At 58.6% G+C, this 26369-nt stretch carries 28 protein-coding genes and 1 tRNA gene; 5 read left to right on the forward strand and 24 right to left on the reverse strand.

Annotated features, from left to right (window positions below):
- Positions 1–419 precede the first annotated feature (419 nt).
- Entirely contained in the window at positions 420–833 is a 414-nt protein-coding gene (locus AC07VI_RS27960) for a hypothetical protein (RefSeq protein WP_492993484.1), read from the forward strand.
- Positions 834–843: 10 nt separating this feature from the next.
- Here the strand turns inward: AC07VI_RS27960 and AC07VI_RS27965 are convergent, their stop codons facing one another.
- Positions 844–1125, reverse strand: coding sequence for a hypothetical protein (locus AC07VI_RS27965; protein ID WP_492993482.1), 282 nt, complete (start codon positions 1123–1125; stop codon positions 844–846).
- A gap of 12 nt (positions 1126–1137) precedes the next feature.
- Between AC07VI_RS27965 and AC07VI_RS27970 the strand changes: the two genes are divergently transcribed.
- Positions 1138–1404 carry a hypothetical protein gene (locus AC07VI_RS27970; RefSeq protein ID WP_492993480.1) on the forward strand — a complete coding sequence of 89 codons (267 nt, stop codon included), beginning with the start codon at positions 1138–1140 and terminating at the stop codon, positions 1402–1404.
- A 165-nt stretch (positions 1405–1569) separates the two neighbouring features.
- Here AC07VI_RS27970 and AC07VI_RS27975 read toward each other — a convergent pair whose 3' ends face one another.
- Genes AC07VI_RS27975 through AC07VI_RS27995 form a run of 5 tightly spaced genes read right to left on the reverse strand, consistent with a single transcriptional unit; the run spans position 1570 to position 6404 of the window.
- Positions 1570–1701 carry a hypothetical protein gene (locus AC07VI_RS27975; RefSeq protein ID WP_492996291.1) on the reverse strand — a complete coding sequence of 44 codons (132 nt, stop codon included), beginning with the start codon at positions 1699–1701 and terminating at the stop codon, positions 1570–1572.
- A gap of 26 nt (positions 1702–1727) precedes the next feature.
- Complete coding sequence (locus AC07VI_RS27980; RefSeq protein ID WP_492993478.1) at positions 1728–3224, reverse strand: MFS transporter; 1497 nt, start codon at positions 3222–3224, stop codon at positions 1728–1730.
- A gap of 41 nt (positions 3225–3265) precedes the next feature.
- Positions 3266–4444, reverse strand: coding sequence for an HlyD family secretion protein (locus tag AC07VI_RS27985; RefSeq protein WP_492993476.1), 1179 nt, complete (start codon positions 4442–4444; stop codon positions 3266–3268).
- 38 nt (positions 4445–4482) lie between these two features.
- Complete coding sequence (locus tag AC07VI_RS27990; protein WP_492993474.1) at positions 4483–5916, reverse strand: efflux transporter outer membrane subunit; 1434 nt, start codon at positions 5914–5916, stop codon at positions 4483–4485.
- A 35-nt stretch (positions 5917–5951) separates the two neighbouring features.
- Complete coding sequence (locus tag AC07VI_RS27995) at positions 5952–6404, reverse strand: MarR family winged helix-turn-helix transcriptional regulator (RefSeq protein WP_492993472.1); 453 nt, start codon at positions 6402–6404, stop codon at positions 5952–5954.
- Between the two features lie 41 nt (positions 6405–6445).
- Between AC07VI_RS27995 and AC07VI_RS28000 the strand changes: the two genes are divergently transcribed.
- Positions 6446–6697 carry a hypothetical protein gene (locus AC07VI_RS28000; RefSeq protein ID WP_492993470.1) on the forward strand — a complete coding sequence of 84 codons (252 nt, stop codon included), beginning with the start codon at positions 6446–6448 and terminating at the stop codon, positions 6695–6697.
- Positions 6698–7097: 400 nt separating this feature from the next.
- Here the strand turns inward: AC07VI_RS28000 and AC07VI_RS28005 are convergent, their stop codons facing one another.
- From AC07VI_RS28005 to AC07VI_RS28065, 13 genes are read right to left on the reverse strand one after another with little or no spacing between them, the layout of a single operon-like run.
- Positions 7098–8189 carry a porin gene (locus AC07VI_RS28005; protein WP_492993468.1) on the reverse strand — a complete coding sequence of 364 codons (1092 nt, stop codon included), beginning with the start codon at positions 8187–8189 and terminating at the stop codon, positions 7098–7100.
- 43 nt (positions 8190–8232) lie between these two features.
- On the reverse strand, positions 8233–8886 hold the full coding sequence (gene maiA, locus AC07VI_RS28010) for a maleylacetoacetate isomerase (RefSeq protein ID WP_492993466.1): 654 nt from the start codon (positions 8884–8886) through the stop codon (positions 8233–8235).
- 2 nt (positions 8887–8888) lie between these two features.
- On the reverse strand, positions 8889–9605 hold the full coding sequence (locus AC07VI_RS28015; protein WP_492993464.1) for an ABC transporter ATP-binding protein: 717 nt from the start codon (positions 9603–9605) through the stop codon (positions 8889–8891).
- Positions 9602–10354, reverse strand: coding sequence for an ABC transporter ATP-binding protein (locus tag AC07VI_RS28020; RefSeq protein ID WP_492993462.1), 753 nt, complete (start codon positions 10352–10354; stop codon positions 9602–9604). Before AC07VI_RS28020 ends, AC07VI_RS28015 begins: the two co-directional genes overlap by 4 nt.
- Positions 10351–11361, reverse strand: coding sequence for a branched-chain amino acid ABC transporter permease (locus AC07VI_RS28025; protein ID WP_492993460.1), 1011 nt, complete (start codon positions 11359–11361; stop codon positions 10351–10353). The genes AC07VI_RS28020 and AC07VI_RS28025 overlap by 4 nt, the downstream gene beginning before the upstream one ends.
- On the reverse strand, positions 11361–12281 hold the full coding sequence (locus AC07VI_RS28030) for a branched-chain amino acid ABC transporter permease (RefSeq protein ID WP_492993458.1): 921 nt from the start codon (positions 12279–12281) through the stop codon (positions 11361–11363). Before AC07VI_RS28030 ends, AC07VI_RS28025 begins: the two co-directional genes overlap by 1 nt.
- Before the next feature lie 11 nt (positions 12282–12292).
- Positions 12293–13465 (reverse strand): ABC transporter substrate-binding protein, encoded by a 1173-nt coding sequence (locus AC07VI_RS28035; protein ID WP_492993456.1) that lies wholly within the window; start codon positions 13463–13465, stop codon positions 12293–12295.
- Between the two features lie 29 nt (positions 13466–13494).
- Positions 13495–13818, reverse strand: coding sequence for a non-heme iron oxygenase ferredoxin subunit (locus AC07VI_RS28040; protein ID WP_492993454.1), 324 nt, complete (start codon positions 13816–13818; stop codon positions 13495–13497).
- A gap of 7 nt (positions 13819–13825) precedes the next feature.
- Positions 13826–14299, reverse strand: a complete 474-nt coding sequence (locus tag AC07VI_RS28045; RefSeq protein ID WP_492993452.1) for an aromatic-ring-hydroxylating dioxygenase subunit beta — start codon at positions 14297–14299, stop codon at positions 13826–13828.
- Between the two features lie 2 nt (positions 14300–14301).
- Positions 14302–15573: an aromatic ring-hydroxylating dioxygenase subunit alpha gene (locus AC07VI_RS28050; protein WP_492993450.1), complete on the reverse strand. Its 1272-nt coding sequence runs from the start codon at positions 15571–15573 to the stop codon at positions 14302–14304.
- Positions 15566–16279: a fumarylacetoacetate hydrolase family protein gene (locus AC07VI_RS28055; RefSeq protein ID WP_492993448.1), complete on the reverse strand. Its 714-nt coding sequence runs from the start codon at positions 16277–16279 to the stop codon at positions 15566–15568. Before AC07VI_RS28055 ends, AC07VI_RS28050 begins: the two co-directional genes overlap by 8 nt.
- 32 nt (positions 16280–16311) lie before the next feature.
- Positions 16312–17361 carry a gentisate 1,2-dioxygenase gene (gene gtdA, locus AC07VI_RS28060; RefSeq protein ID WP_492993446.1) on the reverse strand — a complete coding sequence of 350 codons (1050 nt, stop codon included), beginning with the start codon at positions 17359–17361 and terminating at the stop codon, positions 16312–16314.
- A gap of 11 nt (positions 17362–17372) precedes the next feature.
- On the reverse strand, positions 17373–18359 hold the full coding sequence (locus AC07VI_RS28065; RefSeq protein WP_492996289.1) for a 2Fe-2S iron-sulfur cluster-binding protein: 987 nt from the start codon (positions 18357–18359) through the stop codon (positions 17373–17375).
- A 109-nt stretch (positions 18360–18468) separates the two neighbouring features.
- On the opposite strand from AC07VI_RS28065, the gene AC07VI_RS28070 reads away from it, so the two are divergent.
- Complete coding sequence (locus AC07VI_RS28070; protein ID WP_492993444.1) at positions 18469–19389, forward strand: LysR family transcriptional regulator; 921 nt, start codon at positions 18469–18471, stop codon at positions 19387–19389.
- Between the two features lie 332 nt (positions 19390–19721).
- Complete coding sequence (locus AC07VI_RS28075; protein ID WP_492993442.1) at positions 19722–20255, forward strand: hypothetical protein; 534 nt, start codon at positions 19722–19724, stop codon at positions 20253–20255.
- Between the two features lie 479 nt (positions 20256–20734).
- Here AC07VI_RS28075 and traI read toward each other — a convergent pair whose 3' ends face one another.
- The 5 genes from traI to AC07VI_RS28100 form a co-directional block, all read right to left on the reverse strand.
- Positions 20735–22030: a TraI/MobA(P) family conjugative relaxase gene (gene traI / locus AC07VI_RS28080; RefSeq protein WP_492993440.1), complete on the reverse strand. Its 1296-nt coding sequence runs from the start codon at positions 22028–22030 to the stop codon at positions 20735–20737.
- Positions 22031–22094: 64 nt separating this feature from the next.
- Positions 22095–22445, reverse strand: a complete 351-nt coding sequence (gene traJ, locus AC07VI_RS28085) for a conjugal transfer transcriptional regulator TraJ (RefSeq protein ID WP_492993438.1) — start codon at positions 22443–22445, stop codon at positions 22095–22097.
- 822 nt (positions 22446–23267) lie between these two features.
- Positions 23268–24464, reverse strand: coding sequence for a tyrosine-type recombinase/integrase (locus AC07VI_RS28090; RefSeq protein ID WP_253251992.1), 1197 nt, complete (start codon positions 24462–24464; stop codon positions 23268–23270).
- A 304-nt stretch (positions 24465–24768) separates the two neighbouring features.
- A tRNA-Ser gene (locus AC07VI_RS28095) sits at positions 24769–24861 on the reverse strand.
- Between the two features lie 110 nt (positions 24862–24971).
- Complete coding sequence (locus AC07VI_RS28100) at positions 24972–26219, reverse strand: aspartate kinase (protein WP_070221317.1); 1248 nt, start codon at positions 26217–26219, stop codon at positions 24972–24974.
- Positions 26220–26369 lie beyond the last annotated feature (150 nt).

The raw sequence follows: 26369 nt of genomic DNA on the forward strand, positions 1-26369 counted from the left end.
CTGCGTCGAAACCCTTGTTCCATCGGACACTCCTTCTCTGTAACGAAAAAGTGTCAACTTATTCCAGGACGGGTCACAGACAAATAAAAAAGCCTCCCGCAGGGGAGGCTTTTTTATTTGATTCTGGCGGAGACGGTGTCCGTAGAACACCGCTATGAAATGCGACTCACTTTTGAGCACTACCCCCCTGTCTACCCCCCTGCCTCCCCCTTGCAATTACTGGATTCAGAGGTCGCTAAGCAATGGCAAGTGAAAACACTTCGACAATTTGGAAAATATTTCATCAGTATCAAGTCCGCCTCCTAAGGGCTGCCTGATCTTTACAATGCAAGTGTCGAACTTGCGCCCCCTGCAGTGTAAATGCCATTACCAGCACGTTTTTACAGTGCTCTCATAGGGAAAATTTTCCACTGAGCATCATGAAATGGCGCTGGATTGCACCTGATTACACCCGAAATTACACCCACTTTGCCGACCTAGGCAGACGTATCAAAAGCCCAACTATGCGGTTACGCAGCACGGCGCTCGCAATAAACGTGTATGTTACTGTTAAATCAATACGCATTAGCCAAGGCCTTGCATATGAATCTTCTGCCAAGGGGAATTGTTATTTCAGCATTATTTTCATGCAGTGCGTCGAGTCCAAGCGAGCTGTTGATATAGTCGGCATGAGCAGCTTCGCCCTTGCTGCCCACTACAGCATGCCCACCAGCGATCAACACCAGGGCGACTACCTGCAGCAACTGAACTATGGCAGCGCGGCGGCCGGCTGCCAAGTTATTGTGCTGGTCGATCAGCAACAACGCGTGGTCGGCTGGCCTTTCGCAGCGTGAAGCACACGAACTAGCTCATGCCGTCGACGTCGAGCATCACGGGCGGCATCGTAGCACACACTCCCCATGGCCGGAGCGCAGCGCCGCCGTTCAGCGCGGCCAGCTCTTCGGCGCTCGGGCACCAGTACGACACCACGGCAAGCAGATCGCCCACGTGTGTGCGCGTGATCGGCAATGCGCTGCACGGCAACTCGGCCTGATCCCAGCCTGCAGACGCACCGAGCACCACTTTATTTGATGAGTGTTGTTGCACTCTATTCATAGTATTCAAAAGATAGGAAACGATTGACATAGATCAACTCTAATGAATTTTTCTCTTGGCATGATCTATCTTTCCTTCCGGAAAGCTGCGCACATGCCAAATGACTATGAATCTACGCCCACACAAGTCACTTTGCTGACTTCCCGCCCCAACAAGGAAACTGAAGAGATCATCGAGATCGCCGTACGCATGGTAATGGAAGTGGGCATGGCGGCCGCAGAGGTGTATTTGCATAAGCACAACGTAAATAAATGGACTGCATTACGCGTGCTCAGCCAGTCCCCTGAGATGCGGCGAAAGCCGCGCTAACTCCCTCCTGCCCACAAGTTGCCATCGCCCGGGCCAGCTGGGCCGCGATGTGCTGCGGAGGAACCGGATGTCTATTGCACATCTGTGACTCCGCCCGTTTTGTGTGCCCTGCCACTGGAGCGTGCGGGCAGATCGATCTAGGAAATCTCAAGCAAGCATGGAAGGCTAAATTTGCTGTGCCAAGCGGTCGATCTCATCCACGAGGCTCGGCTTTTCACGCTTACGCTTCAGCATCAAGTGCGAACCGAACGAAGCTCGGATCTTCGAGCCATCATCCTTTGCGATGGCCGCTTGCAGCTCTCACCAAATCGCGAACTGCTGCGTTACCTGAGCACACGCTGTGCCAGCATCACCAGCGCGCCAAGGACGCCGACTACGGTGAGGATCCAGAAATAGTCCAGGCTGGCTAGCAAGGTCGCCTGCTGGCTCAGTATCTGGGTCAGACCTGCCCCGGCGAGTGCGCCGGGAGTGACCGCGCCAGTAGATGCGTATACGGTGGTGAGCTGTTGCAGCGACTGTTCATAGACCGGATCGCCATGCGCGAAATGGGTGCTTAGTGCCGCACCGTGCATGGCGGTGCGCGTTTGCAAGCTGATCGTTGCTAGCGAAATGCCGACACTACCGCCAAACTGTGCCAGCATGTTCTTCAATTGCTGAGCGTGCGAAAACACGGTTTCATGGTGAGATACTTCGCGGAAAGTATGCATAGCGGTAGTCGCCAGCACAAACATGACGAATACGCCGTAGCACGCCAATGCTGGAACGAAATCGAACCATAGGTCGGCGCTTGGGCTCAAGTGACAGACCTTCCAGGCAAACACAGCCAGCGCAGAGAAGCCGATGAAATAGTATTTTTTGGCTGCGGGCTTTTTCGGCAGCAGGACCGCCAGGAAAATCCAACTCACCACTGTGCCCGCCAAGCCAACCGCCTGCACCTGGCCGATCACTTCCCACGGAAAACCGAGGCCGCGTTGTAGTAATGCAGGCACCATATAATTGGTACCTGCCATCAGAGCATAGCAAAATGTAAACAGCGCAACACCACTCCAATATCGCGCATTATGCAGCGCGCTGATATTGAGCAGCACACGCTCGTGTCGATGCATGGCGCGCACGAAGTAGCCCAGTGCCAACAGGCCGACCAGGCCGGCGCCCGCTAGCATGGTGACATCGCCATAAAAATCGTACCATGAACGCTGCAGCGCATACAGGACGCAGAAGCTGCCGGCCATCAATATCATCAGAAGCACCGGATGCGACTCTGTGCGTAGCTCGCGCTCTGGCGTCTCCACGGGCAGACAGATGCTCGCCAGCAACGCAACGACGGCAGCGATGATGATCAATGCCCCAAACATCCAACGCCAACTGTCGTGGGAAATCGCGATCGATGCCAGCCATGGTGCACTGGAACTGCCAACGGCGAGCGCTGTGGCAAAGTATTTAATACCAGTAAACCGCTGGGGGCTGGGTGGGAATAGATTCACCAACAAACGGGCCGAGGTCATCAGACTACCACCCCCCATTGCCATGCAAATGCGCCCGACCATGAATTGCAAGTAAGTCGAGGACGAGCCGCACACTGCAGCGCCAATGGTGAACAGGGCCAGGGATAGCAGGACGAAGCGGCGCACGCCAAGACGTTCAACGAACCACCGTTGCTTGGCAATCGCGGCAATCGCGACGCAGGCATAGGTAGCGCTGATCAGGCTGAACTCTTCCGGAGCCACGCCGATTTCTCCCATAATGGGTCCGGCGCCGAAGGCGATCATGCCACTCTGCAGGTATTCAATCGCCGTCAGCAGGAAGATCGTAAGCAGCAAGGACTGTGGGTAGCGCGGCGTAGGTCGCATCGTTGCTGCGCTCAAGGCAAGCTCGCGGCATTCGCGGCGATAATGCGTTTCACCGCAGCAGCAGCGTCATCGCCCTCCTTCGCAAACACCTCCGTCCGGTACGTATGCGCGGCGTTCGTGCCGGGCTGAAAATGTGCTCCTTGGCGCGCGCTGGTGTCGACTTCCACCCGCATCGACAGGCCTAGTTGCAGCGGATGCTCTGCCACTTCCTTTGGATCGAGTGCGATGCGGACTGGCAGGCGCTGCACGACCTTGATCCAGTTGCCGGTGGCGTTCTGGGCCGGCATCAGCGAGAAGGCGCTGCCGGTGCCCGCTTCCTGGCCGATCACCTTGCCATGGTAGAGCACATCACGGCCATAGGCATCGGCTGTCATGGTCACCGCTTGGCCGGCATGTACGTGGCGAAGCTGGGATTCCTTGAAGTTAGCAGTTACCCACAAAGTTTCGAGTGGAATGATAAACATCAGTGACGTGCCGGCCGCCACGCGTTGGCCAACCTGTACCGTGCGACGAGCCACCAGTCCTGCTACGGGCGCCGGAATGATCGAGCGGGCCTGTGCGATATAGGCATCTTTTAACTCGGCCGAGGCTTTCAACACGTCAGGATGCGTGGTGACGGTAGCGCCGTCTATGGACGCCTGGCTTGCGGCAAGCTGCTGCTCGGCCGACTTCAATGCCGCCGCCGCTGACTTGACGCTTTCGCTTGCGTGTTCCAGATCTTCGCCCGAAATGGCGCCGGAACGTACAAGGCTGCTACGGCGCGTGAAATCGGCTTGTACTTTGCTAAGCTCCGAACGGCGCAGCTCAACATTAGCACCCATCTGTGCGGCCATCGCGTACTGGCTGCGCACTTGCCGCACGGTCTTTGCCAGCTGTGCTTCGCTACGTTCACGCACCAGTTGGGCATCCAGGCCACTCAATGTGACAAGTTGCTGCCCGGCGCTCACTCGGTCGGTATTATCAGCACCGATCGCCACCACCGTGCCAGCTACTTGGGCCGTTACCTGTACGATATTGCCTTCGACGTAAGCGTCTTCGGTGACTTCGTCGGCACGCTGGTGGCTGAAGAACCAGACTGCACCGCAGCCAAGCATGAGTACGGCGGCAGCCGCCGCAATGGTTAAAGGCTTGCGTCCCGGTGCGGTGGTGTTGCCAGGTACGGCGAGAACTTGTGGCGAAGGTGTTTTCATCGTGTTCAGTATTGGGTAGGAAATGACGCGGGTGAAGTTTATTGGTTCGGGATGAGCCCACCGCCTAGCGCGCGCGCCAAGCCGATGTCAGCATCAAAAGCACGCATATCGATATCAGACTGCAGGCGCTCGGTAGCGAGCAGTTGCAGCTGTGCCGCTAGTACTTGCAGGTAATTACCTACCCCGCCTTGGTAGCGTTGCAGCGCAAGTTGGTAAGCCTGGTCAGCCGTATCCCGCGCCTCGTGCTGCAGTGCACGCTGTTGCTCAATAGCCCGCAACGATACTAGTTGGCTGACCACATCGCGCAAGGCGTCGATCACGGTAGCGTTGTATTGTTCGACCGCAAAGTCATATTCGGCATCGCGTCCGGCCAGGTTGCTTTTCAGGCGACCACCGTCGAAAATAGGCAGACTCAGGGCCGGGCCGAAAGCTCCAATGCGGCTGCCGCCAACATCAAAATTGCTAAAGGTAATGCTTTGTAAGCCGATCAGACCAGTCAGGCTGATGTTCGGATAAAACTGCGCGCGGGCATTGGCAATATCGTGCCCCGACGCCTCAACGCGCCAGCGCTGCGCGATCACATCAGGGCGGCGTCCGATCAATTCAGCTGGCAACCTGCTTGGCAATCTCGTCGCGATGCTTTGTACTAGAGCAGGACGCGTCAGTGCCAGCCCTCGGTCAGGCCCCTGTCCGGCAAGCGCACCGAGCTCCGCTTGGGTGAGCTGAATTGTTTCTTCGCACTGAGCAATCTGTACCTTGGCGGCTGGCACCAGCGATTCCGCCTGTTTCAAATCAACGTTTGAGTCGATGCTTGCCGCCACCCGCTGCCGCGTCAACTCAAGAATGTGCTGGCGTTGCGCCAGCGTTTCTACAGCGATATCGTGCTGCTGCCATGCGTGCTGCAGGCGTGCATAACTACGCAAAATGCTGATAACCAGTACCAGTTGCGAGACGTGACGATCCGCGTCAACCGCGCGGGCAGTACCGACCGCTGCTTCGATGGCCGAGCGATTCTTGCCCCAGAAATCAAATTCATAGCTGCCATTGACGGTTGCTTCATTGACCCATTTCCAGGTACCCGCCACCGGCGGCGGCGTGGTGCCATGCTTGCTGAAGCGCTGGCGCATCGTGCGCTCGGATACGCCGAACTGGGGCGAAGATGCCGCTTCAGCTCGCCCGGCAATGGCTTCGGCCTGGTGCACGCGCGCTTCGGCCATCTTCAGCGTCGGATTCAAATTCAGCGCCTCCGCCACGAGTCTGTCCAACTGGGCGTCTCCATAGCGTTCCCACCAGTTTCCTTGCGGCCAAGCGGCCTCCGACAAGGTGACATTGCCCAACGTCGCTTGCGCCTGAAGTTGGCTTGCTTCATGCAGGGCGGCACGCGGTCCGGTTTCCGGCGCGGTGCAGCCGGCAAGAAGCGTCGACAGGCCGATGACCCCACCCCACTGATAAAAGAATTTTAGTTGCAACATTGTTTGTCTAGGCAAATATATCGGTAAAAAAAAGTTCAACCAGCGTTGGCCAGCAATCGCTGGAGCAGCGACTGCAATTGGAGCGCTTCTTGATCTGAAAAGCCGGCCAGGAATTGCTGGAAGACGCGCGCGAGCGCCGGCATGATCTGCGGTGACAGCGCCCAGCCTTTGTCTGTCAGTTCGACCTGCACGTGGCGCCGGTCGGCGTCGACTCGAACACGACGCACGATGCCTTTTGCTTCCAGTCGGTCAAGCAAACGAGACATGGAACCGGGATCAATACCCGCAAAGGCGCAGAATTCATTGACGGTGCGCGCCCGGCCGCGCATGGCACCGATCACCACGACGAACTGGGCCGAGGTCAATTCCAGCGGCGCCAATTCGATTTCCAGTTTGGCGAAAATAGCATTGCGCGCGGCGCTGACTAGATGGCCAAGGCCACCGTTGATCAAGTAATCAATACCCGCGTCGTTCTGTTCTAACTGCATGTCGCCTCCCGGAAAGAGACCGATTATAATTGCCTAGACAAATGATTGCAACAGAAGAAATAAACAGCTTTGTTTTTTGGATGTTTACTGCAACCAATGGGCTACATACGCTAAATGAAAACTTGTTATCGATGGCAATATTGCTCATCGGTGGTATCCAGAAGGCCCTTGGTACGTCACACGAAATATCGCTCGTACAAGGGCAAAGTGGGCCAGACGGCCAATTTATTACCGGGCTAATTTCAGATGCAGACGGCCAATCAGAAATGGCGGACGAACGTGACGAAGTTTAACGTTATCGGCCAAGCTCAAGAAAAAAGGGCTGAGTCCCGTGCAACACAGAACCCAACCCTTGCCCAGCTAGCAAATTAAACCTTCCAACTATCTTGGGGAAAATTACCTTTCAATGGCCGAAGTGACTTCGACCAGGTCACTCGTGGCGACCCGGCTGTGTAGGTCAGATAATCACGGTATCTCCCATGAATTGATTTTTTCGAATCACAGCATTTCATTGCAGGCAACGAACTGGCGCTATGATGATCGCAGGTCAGTGTATTGCGACACTGCTGCTTCACGCCACTAAGCTTGCGCAACCTGGTGGCTCGCACATCGACCTGTCAGTGACCCAAGTGCCGATCAATCGACTTCGCTTGACGCGGCAGAGAGACACCAGCCCGATGGTTTTGCCTGCCGTCAGAAGGTATGGCGCATACCGGTCATCAGGCCGTTCTGTGTTTTTCCGGCGCCGATGGTTCCACCGGCATCGAGCGACACCGCCGAAGCACCGCCATTCTTCATCCGACCTAGCGCTGCATACACCGCAGTACGTTTCGATAGATAGTAGGTCAGGCGGCCGACCAGCATAGTAACGTCGTTATCGCTGCTTTTCTGGTTGCGCCGTGCCACCTGCGTGTCGAGCGTGACAAACGGTGTGACCGGATAGCTGGCACCCAGATAGTACAGATCCGTTTCAGTCAGGCCCGTCACCGCATGGGTGCTGCGGTCCATGACACCGGCGCCGATCTTTGCTGCACCGGCTTGGACGTAGCCGTTGAGCATCAGGCGCCTGTCGCTATTATTGCTGCTGGTAAGGCCACTCGCAGCACCGGTGTTGCCGTACATGATGTCGTAGGCGACGTTGAAGCCCCAGGTCGGCGTTTCATAGCCCACCAGGCCGGTAACTTGCCGGCAAGCTTTGGCGTTCCCCGCGACTTCGCCACCACAATTGGTGCCACCAGGGCCTCCGGCGGACGAGCTGTCGCGTCCGGTGCTATAGGTCGCCCCGACCACCACATTGTTGAAGCTGCCATAATAGCCAACCGCATTGTCGCTGCGGGCGTTGGGAATGTAAGGATCGATGCTGCTGATTGAGAACAAGTTCGGTCCCATGACATCCGACTTAAGCATCGCCATGAACGTCATGTTGACCTGGCGCCCAAGCGTTACCGTGCCAAAATCGCCTTTCAGGCCGACCGATGCCTGGCGTCCGAATAGCCGGTTACCTTGGCTCACGCCACCCGTGTCGATCAGCAGACCTGTTTCCAGCGTAAATACTGCTTGCAAGCCACCACCCAGGTCTTCCAAGCCGCGAAAGCCCAGGCGCGAAGGAAACGATCCGGTCAGGGTTGGCATCTTGGTGATGGAATGGCCAGCGGCATCGGCGTTGGTCGTGTGTACGATGCCCTCGTCCAGCAAGCCGTAGATCGTCACCGAACTTTGTGCCATTGCCGTGCCCGCGCTCATGATGGCCAGCAGGGTAGCTGCGCCTTGTATCGCATTTTTCATGGTTGTCTCCATTTTTATAGTGTGGTACTACTAAAGATGCCGCTTACTCGGCATCGGGTTGGCGCGCGGGATGTGCTTGCGCAAATGCCTCCAGTTGCTGGCATTCGCCGTCAATCGCCCGCAGCGTCGGGTAAGGCAGCAGATCGACATTGAAGCGCTGCGCGTTGAATAGTTGCGGCACCAAGCAGCAGTCCGCCATGGTGGGCGTATCGCCGAAGCAGAAACGGCCGCGTTGCGGGGCTCGCGCCAGTTCCTGCTCCAGCGCGTCCAGTCCTGCCACAGTCCAGTGCCCGATCCAGGCTTGTTTCACATCATCCGGCAGGTCCATCGGACCGGAAATATATTTCAGCACGCGCAGATTGTTAAGCGGGTGGATATCGCAGGCCATCGCCAGCGACAGTTGCCGCACATACGCACGGTCAGCGGAAGAACCGGGCAACAGCGCCTGCTGCGGGTACTGCTCATCGAGGTATTCCATGATTGCAAGCGACTGGCTGATGTTGATGCCCTGTTCGCTTAACACAGGTAGGAGCCGCTGTGGGTTGAGCGCTACAAATGGCGCGCCGAATTGCTCGCCACCGTTGCGGTTCAGGTGCACCGAGGCGTAGTCGTACGCCAGCCCCTTCAGGTTGAGCGCGATGCGAACGCGATACGCAGACGAGCTGCGAAAATAGTTATGGAGAACCCGTTCTGCCATTTTTATACTCCAAGGTATTGGTGAATGATCGCCGGCTCGGCGCGCAGTTGCCGGGAGTCGCCATCCCACACAACTGTGCCCCGTTCCAGCACATAGTGGCGATCTGCCAGTTTCAGCAACGCCCCTATGTTCTTGTCGATGACGATTTGCGACAGCCCTTCCTGTTTCAATGCCGCCAGCGCGTTCCAGATTTCCGTGCGAATGATGGGTGCCAGTCCTTCAGTTGCCTCGTCGAGCACAAGCAGACGCGGATTGGTCATCAGCGCTCGACCGATCGCCAGCATCTGCTGTTCACCGCCGGACAACTGCCAACCCAGATTGCCACGGCGCTCCTGCAGTCGAGGGAAGAAACGATAGACACGCTGCAGCGTCCAAGGTGCTAGCTGGTTGGCCGCGCACGGTGCGCGGGCGGTAGCCACCAGATTTTCCTCGACCGTCAGGTTATGGAAAATCTGCCGTCCTTCTGGTACCAGGCCCAGGCCCAGCCGCGCGATCTGGTGCGATGCCATGCGCGCCAGCGGCTGGCCGCCGAACGTGATGCTGCCGGCCTTGGCGCCCAGCAGGCCGAACAGGCATTTGATGGTGGTCGAACGGCCCATGCCGTTGCGGCCCAGCAGCGTGACAACCTGCCCTGCATCAACTGACATCGATACGTCAAACAATGCTTGCGCGTGGCCATATGACGCTTCCAAGCCTTCGATTTTGAGTAAAGTGCTCATGCTTCGATGCCCTCCTCTCCGAGGTACACTGCCTTGACTTCGGGATGCTGGCGAATATCATCGGGCGTGCCGGTGAAGATCACCTTTCCGTAGACCAGTACCGTGATACGGTCTGCCAAGGCAAACACAGCATCCATGTCGTGTTCGATGAGCAAAATGGAATACTTACCTTTGAGTGTGGCTAGCATCTGCACTACTGCCTGTGATTCCTGCACGCTCATGCCGGCCATCGGCTCGTCCAACAGCAGGAACCTAGGTTTGGCCGCCAGCGCCATCGCCAGCTCCAGTTGGCGGCGCTGGCCATAGGCCAGATCGCCGGCCAACGCATCCGTCAGAGCAAGCAGCCCGCAGGCCGCCAGCGCCTCGTCAGCTTGCATCGCCAGATCTCGTCGGCCCAACAAGGGCTGCCAAAAGCGGAAACCGTGTTCGCGCGCCCCGAGCGCCGCCAACGTGACGTTTTCACGTACTGTGAATTGCTCGAAAATCGAGGTGATCTGGTACGAGCGCAGCAAGCCGCGGCGGGCGCGCTGGTCAATGCCGAGACCAGTCACGTCTTCGCCATTGAAGTTGATGCCGCCGCTGTTGGAAGCCAACTCGCCTGACAACTGGTTAATTAGCGTGGTCTTGCCGGCGCCGTTCGGGCCGATGATGGCGTGTAGTTCGCCCGGACGAATGTCAAGAGAGACGTTATCGGTCACCAGAATGCCTCCATAGCGCTTGACCAGTGCCGAAGTCTGGAGGGCGCTCATGGGCGCTCTCCCGTTGGCGCCACGCCCGCTGATTGCTGTTTCGCAGGTTGCCGACGCTGGCGATGTGTACCCCAACCATCGAGCAGTCCGGCAATACCAGCCTTGCCCAGCACGCCAATAAGTACAATCGTCAGTCCGAACACCGCCATCCAGTATTCGGTGGTCATTTTCAGCACCTCTTCCAGGCCGAGGAAGGCTAGTGCTCCCAGTAAAGGGCCGGATACCGTTCCGATGCCGCCCAGTATGATCATGACGATCAGGTCGCCGGATACCATCCAGGTCAGTGTCGACGGCGAGGCAAACCCCGTCAGATTGGCCAGCAGCATGCCAGCCAGGCCGCACAGCACCGCTGACAGTACATATGCGGCCAGCTGATAACGCGTGCTGCGCAAGCCGATTGCGTTGATGCGGCGCGGATTTTGCCGGGCGCCGCGAAGTACCATGCCGAACGGCGCTACGCGCAAGCGCGCCATCGACCACAGTACCAGACCCAGTAAGCCGAATGCCACCCAGTACACGGTACCAACCTGTCCCAAGTCTGCGCCGAAGAATTTGCTGGTGGCGGCAATGGTTGTCCCATCATCGCCGCCGTACTGCTTCAGGCTGACAAACACGAAATAGCCCATTTGCGCAAAAGCCAGCGTAATCATGATAAAGCCGATGCCAGATGTGCGTAAGCTGACCGCCCCCGTCACCAGGCCAACCAGCGTGCATACCACGACGCAGCACAGCAGATGTACCCAGCCGTTATCGATGCCATGAAAGGCCGGAATTGCCACGCTATACGCACCCAGCCCCAGGAACAGGGCATGCCCAAGACTGACCAGCCCTCCAAATCCCAGCGCCAGATTGAGCGCACTGGCAGCAATTGCATAAATGATGATACGGGCGAAGAACGCCAGGTAGAACGGCTGCTCGGTCGCCTGCGCCAGCATTGGCACGGCGGCGAACGCCGCCATTAGCAGCAGCGGCACCAGCGTGGCCGGTTTGGATAATATGGACGACATCAGCTTCTCCCTGCAGGGAACAGGCCCTGCGGCCGGATGGCCAGGACCAGCGCCATCAACACGTAAATGAGCATCGAGGCCAGTGCCGGACCAGCGGCATTGGCAACTTCACGACTGGCGACTTCACGTAACAAGGACGGCAGAAAAGCCCTGCCCAGCGTATCGGCGACACCCACGATCAAGGAGGCATAAAAAGCGCCGCTGATTGAACCAATGCCGCCGATGACGATCACTACCAGCGTGGTAATTAACACCGGTTCGCCCATGCCGGATTGGATTGACAGGATGGGAGCTGCCATCACACCAGCCAGGCCGGCCAGCGCCGCACCCAGCGCAAACAGCAGGGCGTTGAGCATCTTGATGTCCACACCGAGTGCGCCGACCATGGCCGGATTGACGGCACCCGCACGGATCAGCATGCCCAAGCGGGTTTTATGCATCAGCAGATGCGCGCCCAGTGCCACCAGCAGGCCAACCACGATGATGGCAAATCGATACGACGGATAGCTGATACCGAGCAAATCGACCGTGCTTGACAGGAAAGCGGGCACCGGCAGGAAGTACGGTTGCGGTCCCCATACGATGCGCACCAGTTCATTGAAGAAGAGCACCATACCGAAGGTGGCCAGGACATGGTCGAGATGGTCGCGTCGGTATAGCCGCGAAATTGCCAGCCGTTCCAATACAAAGCCGAGCACCACGCAGCCGCCAACGCCAGCCAGCACGGCCAGGCCGAACGACTCGGTATGGGTGTAGGCGCTGGCGGCAAAGTACGCCCCCAGCATGTACAGTGAACCATGCGCCAAATTCACGAAGCTCATGATGCCAAATACCAGCGTCAATCCCGCCGCCAGCAGGAATAGCAAAACTCCCAGCTGCAAGCCATTGAGCAGCTGGGTCAGTAACAGACTCATACTCATGATCGGCCCCGTTACGGCAAGCGGCATTGGGCAGCGTAGGCGTCGCGGTGCAGCACGAGCGGCGTGGCGACGTTCTTGACGACCGCAGCGCCCCCCTCTTTTACCACTTGGAAAGCGTAGTAGTTCTGGACCGGCAGATTGTTCTTGTTAAAGCTAAATGGACCACGCACCGAGCGGAACTGGTCACCAGAAGCTTTGACCGCTACTGCCAGCGCGCGTTTATCGACCACCTTGCCTTGCAGCTTGCCGACGGCGACATTCAGCAGCCGTCCGGCGTCATACGCGGCGGCTGCATATTCGCTCGGTACACGCTTGTATTTGGCAGTGAAGGCTTTCACGAAAGCGCGGTTCTCGGGATTGTCCAGTGCTGCGTCCCACATTGCGCCAAAGGTGGTACCTACGGCGGCATCACGCAGTGCGGGCATGGTGACCCCGTCGACGGTAAAAACCGAATAGTTGGGCAATTTGGCCAGCAAACCGGCCTGGCTCAGCTGGCGGATGTAGTTGACCCCCATGCCACCGGGATAAAAAGCGAACACTGCATCCGGTTTTGCCGCCTGCAACTGGGCAATTTCGGACGAATAGTCGGACTGGCCAACCTGGGTGTAGACCTCGTCGACCACCTCGCCTTTGAAGTAACGTTTGAAGCCCGCCAGCATGTCCTTGCCAGCCTGATAGTTTGGCGCCATCAGGTAAACCCGTTTGATGCCCTTGTCCTGCATGTACTTGCCCATGCTCTCGGCGGCGCCATCATTTTGCCAGGCAACCGAGAAGATATTGCTTGCACAACTGGCACCAGCGATGGGCGATGGGCCGGAGTTGGTGAGAATGGCCACCGTGCCCGATTCGGTCAGGCTTTTCAGGCTAGCCATCACCACGTTCGAAAAGCTCAGACCGACCACGGCGTCGACACGGTCTTTTTCAATCAGCTTGCGCACCGCCTGGCTGCCGATTTCCGGTTTCAGCTGATCGTCTTCCTTGAACACCTGCACCGGCTGGCCACCGAACTTGCCACTGGACTGCTCCAGTGCCAGCATGAAGCCATCGACCTGATCCTGTCCCACTACTGCCTGGCTGCCGGTCAGTGGCGCCATCAGTCCCACCTTCACTTGCGCCATCGCGCCGTGAGCGGTGCACAGCATGCCGCATAAGGCCAGGGTTGCCCAACTATTCTTCGTTTTCATCTTTGTCTCCTGTTTATTTTTTTAGTCGTTCAGATGTCGCCAAGATCCACGTAGACGCGCCCGTTTTCGATCTTGACCGGGTAAATCCGTATATCCACTGTCAGGGGCGCACACATGGCTTTGCCGCTGCACACGTCAAACCTGCCCTGATGCAGTGGGCATTCGATTTCGGTGCCCTCCAAAAAACCATCGCTCAGCCGCGCATGGCCATGGGTGCAGATGTTGTCGGTCGCATAGACCTGACCATCAATGCCGTAGAAGGCCAGCTCACGGCCGTGCACCGCCGCGGCCATCACGTCATCATCGGGTACCGCGTCTTGCGCTACCGCATCTATCCAAAGTTGTGTTGTCATGGCAGCCTCAGATTGGATATATCAGGGAATTGGGAATCATCTCGGTGTCGTAGATGCACAGGCGCGACTCCAGACGCAGTCCGTCAACGGTGCGGCGCAAACGATCCAGATAGCGGCCGGCGTTGAACACCGTGGTTTCCTGGCTCAGCTTGGTGCGGAACACCGTGTAATTGGTTTCGGTCACGATCACGCCGCCCTCCTCGCTCACTATGAGCGGCTGGCTAACCACGTGCCGCTGATAGTACGGATCATGGAACAGCGTTTCGCGGATACCGTACGCGCGGTCGCGTAGCATCCCCTTGCTCAGTAAGGCCAGCGTGGCCAGCGGGAAACCGCGCTCATGGTTCTCGCGCGGCTGCACCTTGTACTCGCAGTCGTCGGTAAACAACGCGATCCAGCGATCCCAGTCGTTGCTGTCGACAGCGGCGCTGTAGGCAGCGTGCAGCTGGCTGATCTCAAAATAGGTTTGTAGTTGGTTCACGATCACACCTCCATTACTTTGCGCCAGTAGTTGTACATGCCGCGTATCAGCGTCTCGGTCACCATGTGCTCGGTGTCCTCGCATTCCCGGCCGCCCAGCTCTGCCAGCGCGCGGTGGAATGGCTTCTGTTCGAAGCCCTGCTGTGAAAACTCGATGACCTCGCCGTCGTCGGCGGATACGAAGCCTGCCGGGCCGAACAGGTTGGCCTGGATCAGGCGGCGTTCGGTCATTTCGTCGGTGTCGTCCTCGAAGCCGAAGTGGGTCCAGACGAAATCGAAGGAGCCGTTACCGTTCGGCTGAATATGGCGGGTCGACACACTGTTGACCTGCTGCTGGAAAATCACGCTGGGGAACACCGTCATCATCACGGCGGTCGGGCCGCCCCACCATGCTTCGGGGACGATGTCGAGCAGGCGCTTGTCCTCAATTTCCATGCTTTCCTTAAAGCTGGTCACTCCAGCCGTGACCTCGGATTTCTGACCGACCGTACCGCGCGTGGAAATCATGGCGGCGTGGCGAAACTGTTCGTCCATACGTAGTGCCGACTTGTTATCAGCACGCCAAAGTCCATAGGTTACGAACCAAGTGTGCAGCAGGCCCGGATGGTAGGGATCCTTGATGTTTTCCTGCATCAGCTTCCAGTTACCGGGGATGCGCTGGCGGTTGTATCCAAGAATCTTCAGCTGGCGGCCATTGAACAGGCGGTCAAAGTACGACAGGATTTCCGGGCCAAGGAAGTCCTCCAGGGATTCGACGTCATGGTCGAACGAGGCGAATACCACGCCGCCACGGGTGGCGACTTTCAGCTTGGTCAGGCCATGATCCTCAGCCTTGAAATCCTTCGGCATGCCGCCGTTGACCTTGCCGTCCTGCTTGACGCCACGGCGGAACGGAACGCCCTGCAAATCGCCCTGCAGGCTGTAGTTCCATTGGTGATACGGGCAGACCAGCTCCTTCTTGTTGCCATGGCGCTCGCGGCAGAACTGCATGCCGCGATGGGCGCAGACATTTTCGACCACGCTAATGCCTCCGTCTTCGCGACGCACCATGACGACCGAGCGCTCACCTACGACCGTGCGCTTGAAGTCACCGTGATTCGGAATTTCTGCTTCCAGGCCGACATAGCACCAGTGATCCTGGTAGAAAAAGCGCTCCAACTCGCGCTTGTACAGATCGGTATCGGTGTACGCCCAGAATGGAATCCGGCTCGAACCCTGCTGCTCCCATACCGGCTTGATGGGAAAAACCGCATGCTTGGTGGCGTGATCAGTCATGATCTTTCCCTTTGCCGACGCGCACGACGATCTCGCCCAGGCCGGCGATGGCGCCACGCATTTCATCACCGGCCACCACGGCGCCTACGCCTTCCGGCGTGCCGGTCATGATGATGTCGCCCGGCTCCAGTATTTCGTACTGCGACAGGTAGGCGATAGCTTCAGCCACCGACCAGATCAGCTTGTTGATGTCGGACGATTGGCGCGGCGCTCCGTTGACGGTAAGCGTGATGGCAGCGTCTTGCAGATGGCCAATGGCAGATGCGGTGTGCAGCGGGCCGATCGGTGCCGACTGCGAGAACGACTTGCCGAATTCCCATGGACGGCCCTTGTCGCGTGCGTCCAGTTGCAGGTCGCGGCGCGTCATGTCCAGCCCGACCGCATAGCCGTACACATGTTCGAGCGCCTGTTCGACAGCAATATTGGCCCCGCCCGTGCCGATCGCCACCACCAGCTCGATCTCGTGGTGGTAGTTGGCGGTTTTCGGCGGATACGCGATGGTAATGGCTTCGGCTCCGGCGCGCACGGCGGCATTGGCCGGCTTCATGAAGAAAAACGGCGCTTCGCGCGTCGGATCCCTGCCCATCTCAATGGCGTGGGCGGCGTAGTTTCGGCCGACGCAGAAGATGCGGTTGACCGGGAACACCGCATCCTGGCCCGCGATTTCCAGGGTATTGATGGTGGCTGGTGGAATGGCGTATTGCATAGTTTTCTCCAATGGTTATCGTGATGCGTAAATCAGCACTTCTCTTCGCGCCACATGCCCAGCGCCTGCTGGACGGGACGGTCGGAAAAACTGAACAGGACAGTTTCGCTGTCGGCATTGAGCGTCAGCGTGTACCAGGGTGGCACGACAAAAACGTCGTTCTCCGCGAAATGAAAAGTTTGCTCACCGATCTGCGCGCTGCCCCTACCTTCCAGGCAAACGTATACCGTGCCGTCGGTGCAGCGGTATGGTGCGCTATGGAAGGCGGCCGGCAGTAATTGCGCATATGCCCCCATGGTCGGCATCGGCGACGCGCCCGTAGCCGGATTCACATAGCGCATCTTGTGGCCCAGATGTTTGTCGGCCGGCGCACCGGCAGCGATTGCAGTCAGGGAAGCGCGGGTTTGCGCATATGGGTAGACGAACACCTTGGTGGGTTCGGTCGCGTCCTGGTGGAAGTCGACCGGCAGCAAGTTGCTACCATAACGCGCCAGCGCATCGCCTTCGGGGCGGCTGGTGACCTGCATTGCATGTTCGGCATGCTCGTGGAAACCGGTATCGAAGAAGCGCACCAGCGGGATATCCAGGCCATCGAGCCACACTACCGGCTGGTCACCCAGATTACCGTGATCATGCCAGGTCCATGCCGGCGTAATGATGAAGTCGCCGCGATGCATGGTGGTGCGTTCGCCGTTGACGGCGGTATACGCGCCCTCACCGTCGAGCACCAGGCGCAGCGCAGTCTGCGTATGCCGGTGTGCCGGCGCCACCTCGCCCGGCATGATCATCTGCAGACCGGCATACAGCGACTGCGTGATCGAAGAATTGCCGCGCAAGGCCGGGTTTTCCAGTATGAGCACGCGGCGCACTGCCTCCTCGGCAGTGATCAGCGTACCGGATTCCATCACATGCTCGCGCACATCGGCATAACGCCACAGCGCCGGCACTAGTTTGGGGCGCGGCTTGTTAGGCACCAGCGCGCCCAGCACTTCCCACAGCGGCGTCAGGTTGTATTGGTCGATGCGACGGTAAAACTGTTCGCGTGCGGGATTAGGTGTCGCGACTTGGGTATTCGGGTTCATTGGGGTCTCCATCAGGTAGCACTGGCATAGAACGCGTCTGCATAAACGTGTTCTGGTTCAATTCCGCGGCGGCGCAGCAGAAGTGTGGCGGCATCGACCATCGGTGGCGCGCCGCACAGGTAGGCGCGCCAGCCATCGAGAACAGGCAGGTCTTCGGCTACTGCGTCGGTCACTAATCCACGCCGATGCACGCCTTCGCGGTCGCCCATCGCGACGACAACTTGTACGTGCACATTGGCGTGACTTGCTGCCATGGCGGTGAGTTGCTCGGCGCAATAGATGTCGGCCGGCGAGCGCACGCCGAAATACACATGCATCGGATTCTGCATGCCTGCGGCCAACGCGCCGCGCAGGATGGCCAGTACCGGCGCCAGGCCGGTGCCGCCGGCGATGAGCAACATGGGTCCCGTGTGCTTGCGACGCAGATAGGCCGTCCCCATCGGGCCACTAACCCGCACACTGTCACCGATCTTCAGGCTATCGCGGATATAGCTTGTGACGCGGCCGCCGGGTACCAGGCGCACGTGGAATTCCAGGTGGCCGTCGGTGTCGAGACATGCCATCGAATAGGGGCGGATATGCTCGGGTGTGAACTGCAACATGGCGTACTGGCCAGGCGAGAACGACAAGGGTTTACTGCATCGCATGACGATGCGCTTGATATCGTGCGTGGCGTCGTCGATAGCCACGACCTCGGCCTTGACGATGCGAGCCGGGTGGGTGACGATCTCGTCCGGTTCAGGCACTTCGATGACACAGCTCTCGTTGAGGGTGCACATGCAGGCGAGCACGTAGCGCCCCTCATTGGGATTGGTGATTTTCGCCTCCTGGCCGGTTTCGGCAACGTGGCCTTCCAGTACCCGGCAGCGACAGGTGCCGCAGCGGCCAGCGGTACAGCTGTAGGAAATGGGGATGTTGTTTTCGCGAAGGACCGCAAGGAGGTTATCCCCGGCGGCCACGGGCACACTGCGGCCCAGCGGTTGTACGATCAGTTCCATCATTGAATCCATGTCTCGTAGATTGTTTTTTGACGAGTATAGGAACTGATGTAATATAAATATATAGAATCTGGTGAATGAACAAAATCACTCAAATGAATATTACTTTATGGAACTAAAAGACGTTGATCTCAACTTGCTGCTGGTGTTCCATCAGTTGCTGATGGAACGGCGGGTATCGATCGTGGCCGAAAAACTTGGCTTGAGTCAGCCAGCTGTGAGCAATGCGCTCAAGCGTTTGCGGATGCTGCTTGGCGATGAGCTGTTTCAGCGCACGTCGAAGGGTATGGAGCCGACGCCATACGCCAATCAGCTAGCCGAACCGATCGCTTATGCCCTGAGCACTATTCACAGTTCGCTCAACGACAGGCACAGCTTCGATCCACTGACCAGCAATCGGAAATTTTCGCTTGGGGTCACGGACATTGGCGAGATCTATTTTCTACCTCGCCTGATGGACTTGCTCGCGAAGGTGGCACCACGCGTCACGGTCAGCTCGGTGCGTAACACGGCGATTAATCTGCGCGATGAAATGGAGGCCGGTCACGTCGATCTGGCGATTGGCCTGTTACCGCAATTGAAGGCCGGCTTCTTCCAGCGCAGGCTATTTCACCAGCGTTACGTGTGCATGTTCCGCGCCGGACACCTGCTGGACAAGCCGGAGATGACACTCGATGACTTCTGCTCAGCAGACCACGTCGTGGTGGTCGCGTCCGGTACCGGTCACGCAGACATGGATGCGACCATCGAGCGCAAAGGCATCAAACGTAAAGTAAAACTCACTGTGCCGCACTATGTCGCGGTCGGACACATCATTAGCACGACCGACATGATCACCAGTGTGCCGGAGCGCTTCGCGCACGCCTGCGTAAAGCCATTCAACCTGCGCTATGTGCCGCATCCGGTGGTCAAGTCGCCGATCGATATCAACGTCTTCTGGCACGCCAAGTATCACCGTGACCCCGGTAATCAGTGGTTGCGCAGCCTGATCTTCGACGCGTTCTCCGACCAAGCCCCGCTGGCCGAATGAATGCGCCTCCTTTAACGATCTGGCATTTGCATTGTTGTTCAATACATTTGTGCACATTATCAGCGTATGTCGCGTTCAAGCATTGTTGATGAAGTGGGACGACGATGTGCGCCGGATTGAAGTAATCTGGTTTATCCTCCCGTCCATTACTTAGTGATCTAGGACGTCGATAGATGAAACGGTGGCTGATTCGGCTCTCAGGGCTCCAAACTGACCGGGAAGATGTAGTGCACTGGTTCCCAGCAGGCGTTTCCTATGCATTTACAGAAGACGCAGTGACCTACGTTGCAAGCGAGCTCTTCCGCGTATAAGATGGGTTTTCCGATGTACATATGCAGGCCAAAGCTTTGCTTGCGGGCTGGTGCTCTGTTATTGAATTGCTTTCCCCTGGATTTCAAAGCCCGATCATCGATGCGATTGTTGAGGATCGCGAGGACGGAACACGCAAGGCATTTGTATGCGGCGAAGGGCACTCGCGGATGCGATTCCGCGCGCACGCACGAACTGGTGATGCAGGACCGACACAAGCGCAGAACCTATGGGAGACATCTCAGGCTCAGCCGATACTTAACGAGATATTGATCCTTTGGGGAATGCCTAATCGTAGTTGGCCTCGTCTGTACCGCATTCTTGAGGAGATCGAACGCCATCTTAAAGCGAAGGTCCATTTGAAAGGTCTCTGCACGCCGAAGGAGCGCAGCAGGTTTTCAGTATCCGCGAACAATGCACGAGTTGCCGGTGCCGATTCTCGTCACGCGGACGGGAAGTATGAGCCGCCGCCTGATCCGATGAGCATAGAGGAAGCGACCGCGTTTATTCGTGATCTCATTCTACGGTGCATGCGGGAATCCGTAATTCATGCCTGATGGACAAGATAATCGCGGTTGGCCTTGCCGACACCTTGGGCAACCTGCCTGGCACATGATGGTGCCTGATCCAACGACGAGATCTCACATAGTTTACCTCTGCCCTACCCTATATTGCCACGCTCAAACGAGTGCTGCGTGAGCTTCGCAGGCTCCTGCATGAACTCGCCCGTGCCTAAACAAGCTGCGACGTGGTAGCGAGGTTGCGCGGGTCACCGACTTTGACTTGGCCGGTCGCCATATCAGCGGTATGGGTCTCGCCGCCACACCCATTCCAGAGGGGGAGCATCGATCAATACTACTGCGCATTGTTCCGGTCGCGTTACATCGGATGAATATATGCGCATACATGGGGGCGTTTCGAGAGTAAATTGGAGACGATGGCCATGCACTGTTCGATGTCCCAAACTTTTCGTTTCATTCGCTTCGCTTTCATTTGCACAACTTACAGATCAAACGGCCATTGAGTACGCGGAAGCTCAGTTCACGCTGTCCTGCCGCAAGCCACCAGGCGCCTGTGGCTCGCTTGCATTGCCCGCGAGGGGGCTGCCGGCCAGCGTGTTTCCTGCCAAACCCTGCTTGCCACCGCGTGCGCGCAAGGCGGCCAGCGCCTGTGCGTCGCCAGCCCCGGCACGGGTGCGCAGCCAGTCCGCCCAGGCAAGGCGGCCGTGCTGGCTGCGGATGGCGCTGCGTTCCGCAAGGTAGCCGCTATTGATGCGTTCGATGTCCGCCACGAGCGTCTTCGCGGCTGCCGCATGCAAGATGCGTTTGGCAAACGGGCAGCAGGCAAGCATGCGGATGGCCGCCCGCTTGAGCCTGCCCCGGCGCTTCGCCTCGGCAATCAGGCGCTTGTGCTGGGCGCGCGCGCCCGCCAGTGCACCAGCGCGCACCTGGACGGCGTCCTGCTGCTGTTCCTGATAAAGCGCATACAGTGCGGCCGTTGCCACGCGCAGGCGCAGCGGCTGGCGAATTTGGCCCGCCTGGCTGGGATGGCCTCCTGTCCCGGCCGGCCCGGGATTGAATGGCCCCAGCCGCGCTTCCAGGCGCGCCCTGGAGCAGTCGCGGTGCACAGAACTGGCCTTCACGGCCGTGCCATCATCGGCCAGGATCACCAGGCCGTTGCCGCGTTCGCGCAGCGCTAGTCCGTGCGCAAGCAGCACGCCATGCAGTTCCTCCCATGAAGTCGCTTCCCGCATCTGCGCATGGCATGCGCGGCGCACAAGTCCCAGCAAGCTCTCGATGCCGGCGTGGCGCTCCATGTCCATGGCCCGGCTGGCAGCCCCCGTTTGCCGCGTCTGGTGGTTGTCGCGCTGCAAGCCGAACTCGTCTTCCAGCGCCGCGCACAGCTGGCCCAGCGTGGCATGGTCGCGGTAAGGCTGGTGGATCGTATAGCGGCTCGGATGGATCTTGTTGATGGCGATATGCACGTGCAGGTTGTCCGTATCGTGGTGCACGACACTGATGCGCTGATGCGCCGCATAACCCAGCCCGTGGCAGATGCGCGCTTCCACGGCCTGCAGCACGGCCGGGGGCGGTTCCTCGCCAGCAGGGAAACTGAGGATCAGGTGATAGGTCTTGTCCGACAGCGCGCGCTGGTTCTGCGCCTGCGTGTTGAGGATCTCGGTGACGGCCACTGCGGCCTGGTCCGACTGGCAGTTCGTAACCGTCACGCAGCCGACGCGTTCCCGCTTGGCCTGCGCATCGGCCAGGTAGGCCAGCAGGCTGGCAAAGCCGCTCTTCCTGGCCACCTTCATGGGAACATGCTTGGCGATCATGCTGCTCTCCCCCTACTGGGCTGCGACTGCCGTTGAGCGGTCGATGCAGCCATCTTTTTAGCGGCTAAAGTCCGCGCCCCTGCTGCGGCAGGACCACGGCGCGCATGACGGCATGCATTTCATCCTGGGTATCGGCGATCTTGGCCAGCGCGGCGCGGATCGTCGCCTCGCCGAACGCGGCAGTGCGCTCATCGTTGGTCAGCCACAGCTTGAGCAGGCCGCCCAGCCGGCCCAGGTCGCCATTGATGCGTGCCAGTTCCTCGACGCGCCGGTGGTCGAGGATGCCCGGCAGCCGGTGGCCCAGCCCGACCCTACGCAGATAGGCCGCCACCGGCAGCCCGGCCGCAGCTGCCGGGCCTTGCGGGTGGTGGCTTGTACTGGTTCTTGCATGGCGTCCTCGCGGTTGGCGCGGCACGCGCAGGCCTCGCAGAGCAGGATGTCCGTTGAGCGCCGCAGGCGCGAATAAGGCATCGTGAAGAGAGCTAACCGGCCCGCCGGTTAGCTAACTTCACCTATCCTGCCCCGTTTCGGGCAGCGACTAAACCACAAAAATCGTCGGACGCAACGTCGACCAAACCCCTTTTTTGGCACGGCTGAAAGCAAATAAGGCCTTATAAGGCCTTATATGTGCCATATCTGCTTTCAACCGTGGCATTTCAGGCTTCAACCGTGTCAGATTTGTGGTTCAACCGTGCCAGATTTGTGGTTTAACCGTGCATGTTCCGCACGACATAAGGGCGATTAAATACCATGAAGAATCCTGTGCAAAACAACTGCGTGCCTGGCTCAAACGCCACCGCCAGCGAAGCGCTGCCAGGATTTCGTCACATTTCTGGCCATCCGCAACGTTACCCGCAGCAACAATCAACTGGTGACGCCAGGACGGCGATCCGGTCTGCGCCATTGCCGCCGTACTGGCACCGATCCTGCCTCACCCTTGAAGAGAAACACGTCCCAAGTGACTCCTTCCTCCCGCCACAGTACCTTGGCGCGCCAACGCTCAACGAGGCGCGCTTCAGCCACCTGCCTGAAGTGTCGGCAAGCAGCGGAAAATGGCGTAGCAGGATTTAAGCAAGCGCAAAGGAAGGCACCTTCCTGGCCTCCGTAAGACTCCAGGGCCGCTTGCCGGCCTGGTTCAGGAACGCATGCTAGCACCGGATGCGGACAGTGGCTGCAAGGCGCCTGAACACGCATGCCTGTCCTCAGCCCGCGCAAGGATACTCCATGGGGCATGCCATCACACGACAGACGGTGCGGGATTGCTGCAAAAGTCAGACCATGCCTGCATCAGCACGATACGCTTGTCGAACAAGTCGCCGCGCCGATAGGCGGCTTCCACCCTGTCCGGCAAGCGGTGCGCCAGCGCATGCTCGCATACCTCACGTGAAAAGGCATTGGCCGCCGCCTCGGCGCACCAGTCACGGAAGGAAGAACGGAAACCGTGCACGGTGATGTCGTCAAACTGCATGCGGCGCAAGACTGCCGTCAAACTCATGTCCGACAACTGCGTGCCACGCTTGCGGCCTGAAAAGATGATGTCCCCCTGACGCGGCACTGCGCGCAGCAGCGCAAGCGCCCCACCAGAGAGCGGCACGCGATGCTCCTTGCCTGCCTTCATGCGCTGCGCTGGAATCGTCCACAGGGCCGCCTCCAGGTCTATCTCCGGCCACCGCGCACCCCTGACCTCTCCTGAGCGCGCAGCCGTCAGGATCGCAAACGCCAGCGCCCTGGCAGCAATCCCTTCCTGACCCGATAAGGCAGCCATGAATCTGCCGATCTCTTGCCACGGCAGGGCCGGCCTGTTTTTCACCGGAGAAACCTTGTTCGGATTGGCCAGCAGATTTTCCAGATGGCCTTTCCAGCGCGCCGGATTTTCTCCCTGACGAAAGCCGCTGACCGTTGCCCAGTCGAGTATGCATTCGATTCTGCCGCGTATGCGCGTTGCCGTCTCCGTCTTTGACAACCAGATTGCATCGAGCACCTTGACGACCAGATCGGTGTCGATCGCCGCGACAGGCAGCGCCCCCGCCAATGGGAACACATAGGCGGCCAGGGTGTTTTCCCACTGCGCCACATGTTTGGCATTTCTCCAGCCATGCCGGTGCGCCGCGATATACGACGCCGCACACTGTTCAAAGGTCATTTGACGGGCACGCGCCAGCATCCCGGCCTGTTTTTCCTGGCGGCGCATTGCCAGCGGATCGCGCCCTTCACTCAGCAGCAAACGGCATTGCCGCGCCTTTTTGCGCGCCTCGACCAGATCGACTGCCAGACAAGAACCCAGCCCCATTTCGTGACGCCTGCCAGCTACGCTGTAACGAAACAGCCAGCTCCTGGCGCCAGCGCCGGATACTTGCAGCACCAGTCCGCCGCCATCCCCGTAATACCCTGGCTCCCTGGCGCGACCGACGACCAGCGCCGACAGCTTGTTCATCCTGATTGCCATGCCCCCACTCCCGCAATGCGAGAACCGGTACTAATTTTAGCGCGCGATCAAGCGCGTGCTGGCAACGACACTTGATCCCGCGCAAGGTCAGTTGCGGCAACAGGCGGGACATAACAGGATCGGTGACGTACGCTTGAAGGCAGCGCACACAGCCATACCTACCCCCCAGCCTACCCCCCAGCAGATGCAGGATTGACGCGGCAGGCGGCGGACGCTGGCGGATGGATTTACGTGGTTTCTCCTATGAGGAGCGGAAATGAAAAAACCCGCCGAAGCGGGTTTTTAGAAATACTGGCGGAGACGGTGGGATTCGAACCCACGATACAGGTATAAGCCGTATGCATCCTTAGCAGGGATGTGCCTTCGGCCACTCGGCCACGTCTCCTAGCTGATTACTCAACTATGTCTCTGTAGCTAACTGCGCTGCAGCGACGAACGTCATAATATCGATTGCCCCCCCTTTGGTCAAGGGCGTGGGGCAATATTTTTACATTTTTAAGCTTTTTCCAGCTCGAACGCTTTATGCAGCGCGCGCACGGCCAGTTCCATGTACTTTTCATCGATCAGCACGGAAATCTTGATCTCGGAAGTGGAGATCATCATGATGTTGATGCCCTCTTCCGACAGGGTGCGGAACATCTGCGATGCGACGCCCACGTGGCTGCGCATGCCCACGCCGACGACGGACAGTTTCGACACTTTCGCGTCGCCCGTGATGCTGGCCGCGCCCAGCGCTTCGCGGTTCGCTTCCAGCACGGCCAGCGCGCGCGTGTATTCGCCGCGCGAGACGGTGAAGGTGAAGTCCGTTTTACCGTCTACCGACTGATTCTGTATGATCATGTCGACTTCGATATTCGCGTCCGCCACCGGTCCCAGGATGTGGTAGGCCACGCCTGGACGGTCGGGCACGCCGAGCACGGTGATTTTGGCTTCATCGCGGTTGAAGGCGATGCCGGAGATGACTGCTTGTTCCATGTTTGTATCTTCCTCAAACGAAATCAGGGTGCCTGAATTGGCTTCTATTTCCAGCGGCAACATCGGGTCGGTCAGCGACGACAGCACGCGCGTGGGAACGCGGTAGTTGCCGGCAAATTCCACCGAACGCGTTTGCAGCACCTTGGAGCCCAGCGAAGCCAGTTCCAGCATTTCTTCAAAGGTGATGGTCTTCAGGCGGCGCGCCTCGGAGACCACGCGCGGGTCGGTCGTGTAGACGCCGTCGACGTCCGTAAAGATCAGGCATTCCGACGCCTTCATGGCGGCGGCGATCGCCACGGCCGAGGTGTCGGAACCGCCGCGGCCCAGAGTAGCGATGTTGTCGTGCTCGTCGACGCCCTGGAAACCGGTAATGATGACAATCTTGCCCGCATCGAGGTCGCGTTTGACTTTTTCGTCATCGATCGACTGGATGCGTGCCTTGGTAAAGGCGGAATCGGTCTTGATCGCGACTTGCCAGCCGGCATAGGATACGGCTTGTTTGCCGATCGCCAGCAGTGCCATCGACAATAGGCCGACGGACACCTGTTCGCCTGTCGAGGCGATCATGTCAAGTTCGCGGGGATCGGGTTGATCCATGATTTCCTTGGCCAGTCCAATCAGGCGGTTCGTTTCGCCCGACATGGCGGATGGCACCACCACGATTTGATGCCCAGCGTCGTGCCACTTGGCAACGCGCTTGGCGACATTCTTGATACGGTCAGTCGAGCCCATCGACGTACCGCCATATTTGTGGACGATTAAAGCCATAAGAGTGAAGTTTCCGCTCAAGAAGAATAAAAAAGGAGGGCTTTACTCTACATGCCGCAATGCAAAATAACAAGCTAAAAAGCGCATTAGCTCATACCGATTGCACATATGGAAATAACCAATCCATGCAGTCGGGAGCGCATGGACAGC

The sequence above is a fragment of the Janthinobacterium sp. GW821-FHT03A03 genome (genome assembly GCF_059421435.1).

Excerpts from the sequence above, each read along its gene's own strand:
- AC07VI_RS27960 (WP_492993484.1), top strand. The coding sequence starts at position 420 with ATGAAATGGCGCTGGATTGCACCTGATTACACCCGAAATTACACCCAC.
- AC07VI_RS27965 (WP_492993482.1), bottom strand. The coding sequence starts at position 1,125 with ATGTCAATCGTTTCCTATCTTTTGAATACTATGAATAGAGTGCAACAA.
- AC07VI_RS27970 (WP_492993480.1), top strand. The coding sequence starts at position 1,138 with ATGAATTTTTCTCTTGGCATGATCTATCTTTCCTTCCGGAAAGCTGCG.
- AC07VI_RS27985 (WP_492993476.1), bottom strand. The coding sequence starts at position 4,444 with ATGAAAACACCTTCGCCACAAGTTCTCGCCGTACCTGGCAACACCACC.
- AC07VI_RS27990 (WP_492993474.1), bottom strand. The coding sequence starts at position 5,916 with ATGTTGCAACTAAAATTCTTTTATCAGTGGGGTGGGGTCATCGGCCTG.
- AC07VI_RS27995 (WP_492993472.1), bottom strand. The coding sequence starts at position 6,404 with ATGCAGTTAGAACAGAACGACGCGGGTATTGATTACTTGATCAACGGT.
- AC07VI_RS28000 (WP_492993470.1), top strand. The coding sequence starts at position 6,446 with ATGATTGCAACAGAAGAAATAAACAGCTTTGTTTTTTGGATGTTTACT.
- AC07VI_RS28005 (WP_492993468.1), bottom strand. The coding sequence starts at position 8,189 with ATGAAAAATGCGATACAAGGCGCAGCTACCCTGCTGGCCATCATGAGC.
- maiA (WP_492993466.1), bottom strand. The coding sequence starts at position 8,886 with ATGGCAGAACGGGTTCTCCATAACTATTTTCGCAGCTCGTCTGCGTAT.
- AC07VI_RS28015 (WP_492993464.1), bottom strand. The coding sequence starts at position 9,605 with ATGAGCACTTTACTCAAAATCGAAGGCTTGGAAGCGTCATATGGCCAC.
- AC07VI_RS28020 (WP_492993462.1), bottom strand. The coding sequence starts at position 10,354 with ATGAGCGCCCTCCAGACTTCGGCACTGGTCAAGCGCTATGGAGGCATT.
- AC07VI_RS28025 (WP_492993460.1), bottom strand. The coding sequence starts at position 11,361 with ATGTCGTCCATATTATCCAAACCGGCCACGCTGGTGCCGCTGCTGCTA.
- AC07VI_RS28030 (WP_492993458.1), bottom strand. The coding sequence starts at position 12,281 with ATGAGTATGAGTCTGTTACTGACCCAGCTGCTCAATGGCTTGCAGCTG.
- AC07VI_RS28035 (WP_492993456.1), bottom strand. The coding sequence starts at position 13,465 with ATGAAAACGAAGAATAGTTGGGCAACCCTGGCCTTATGCGGCATGCTG.
- AC07VI_RS28040 (WP_492993454.1), bottom strand. The coding sequence starts at position 13,818 with ATGACAACACAACTTTGGATAGATGCGGTAGCGCAAGACGCGGTACCC.
- AC07VI_RS28050 (WP_492993450.1), bottom strand. The coding sequence starts at position 15,573 with ATGACTGATCACGCCACCAAGCATGCGGTTTTTCCCATCAAGCCGGTA.
- AC07VI_RS28055 (WP_492993448.1), bottom strand. The coding sequence starts at position 16,279 with ATGCAATACGCCATTCCACCAGCCACCATCAATACCCTGGAAATCGCG.
- gtdA (WP_492993446.1), bottom strand. The coding sequence starts at position 17,361 with ATGAACCCGAATACCCAAGTCGCGACACCTAATCCCGCACGCGAACAG.
- AC07VI_RS28065 (WP_492996289.1), bottom strand. The coding sequence starts at position 18,359 with ATGGAACTGATCGTACAACCGCTGGGCCGCAGTGTGCCCGTGGCCGCC.
- AC07VI_RS28070 (WP_492993444.1), top strand. The coding sequence starts at position 18,469 with ATGGAACTAAAAGACGTTGATCTCAACTTGCTGCTGGTGTTCCATCAG.
- AC07VI_RS28075 (WP_492993442.1), top strand. The coding sequence starts at position 19,722 with ATGCAGGCCAAAGCTTTGCTTGCGGGCTGGTGCTCTGTTATTGAATTG.
- traI (WP_492993440.1), bottom strand. The coding sequence starts at position 22,030 with ATGATCGCCAAGCATGTTCCCATGAAGGTGGCCAGGAAGAGCGGCTTT.
- AC07VI_RS28090 (WP_253251992.1), bottom strand. The coding sequence starts at position 24,464 with ATGAACAAGCTGTCGGCGCTGGTCGTCGGTCGCGCCAGGGAGCCAGGG.
- AC07VI_RS28100 (WP_070221317.1), bottom strand. The coding sequence starts at position 26,219 with ATGGCTTTAATCGTCCACAAATATGGCGGTACGTCGATGGGCTCGACT.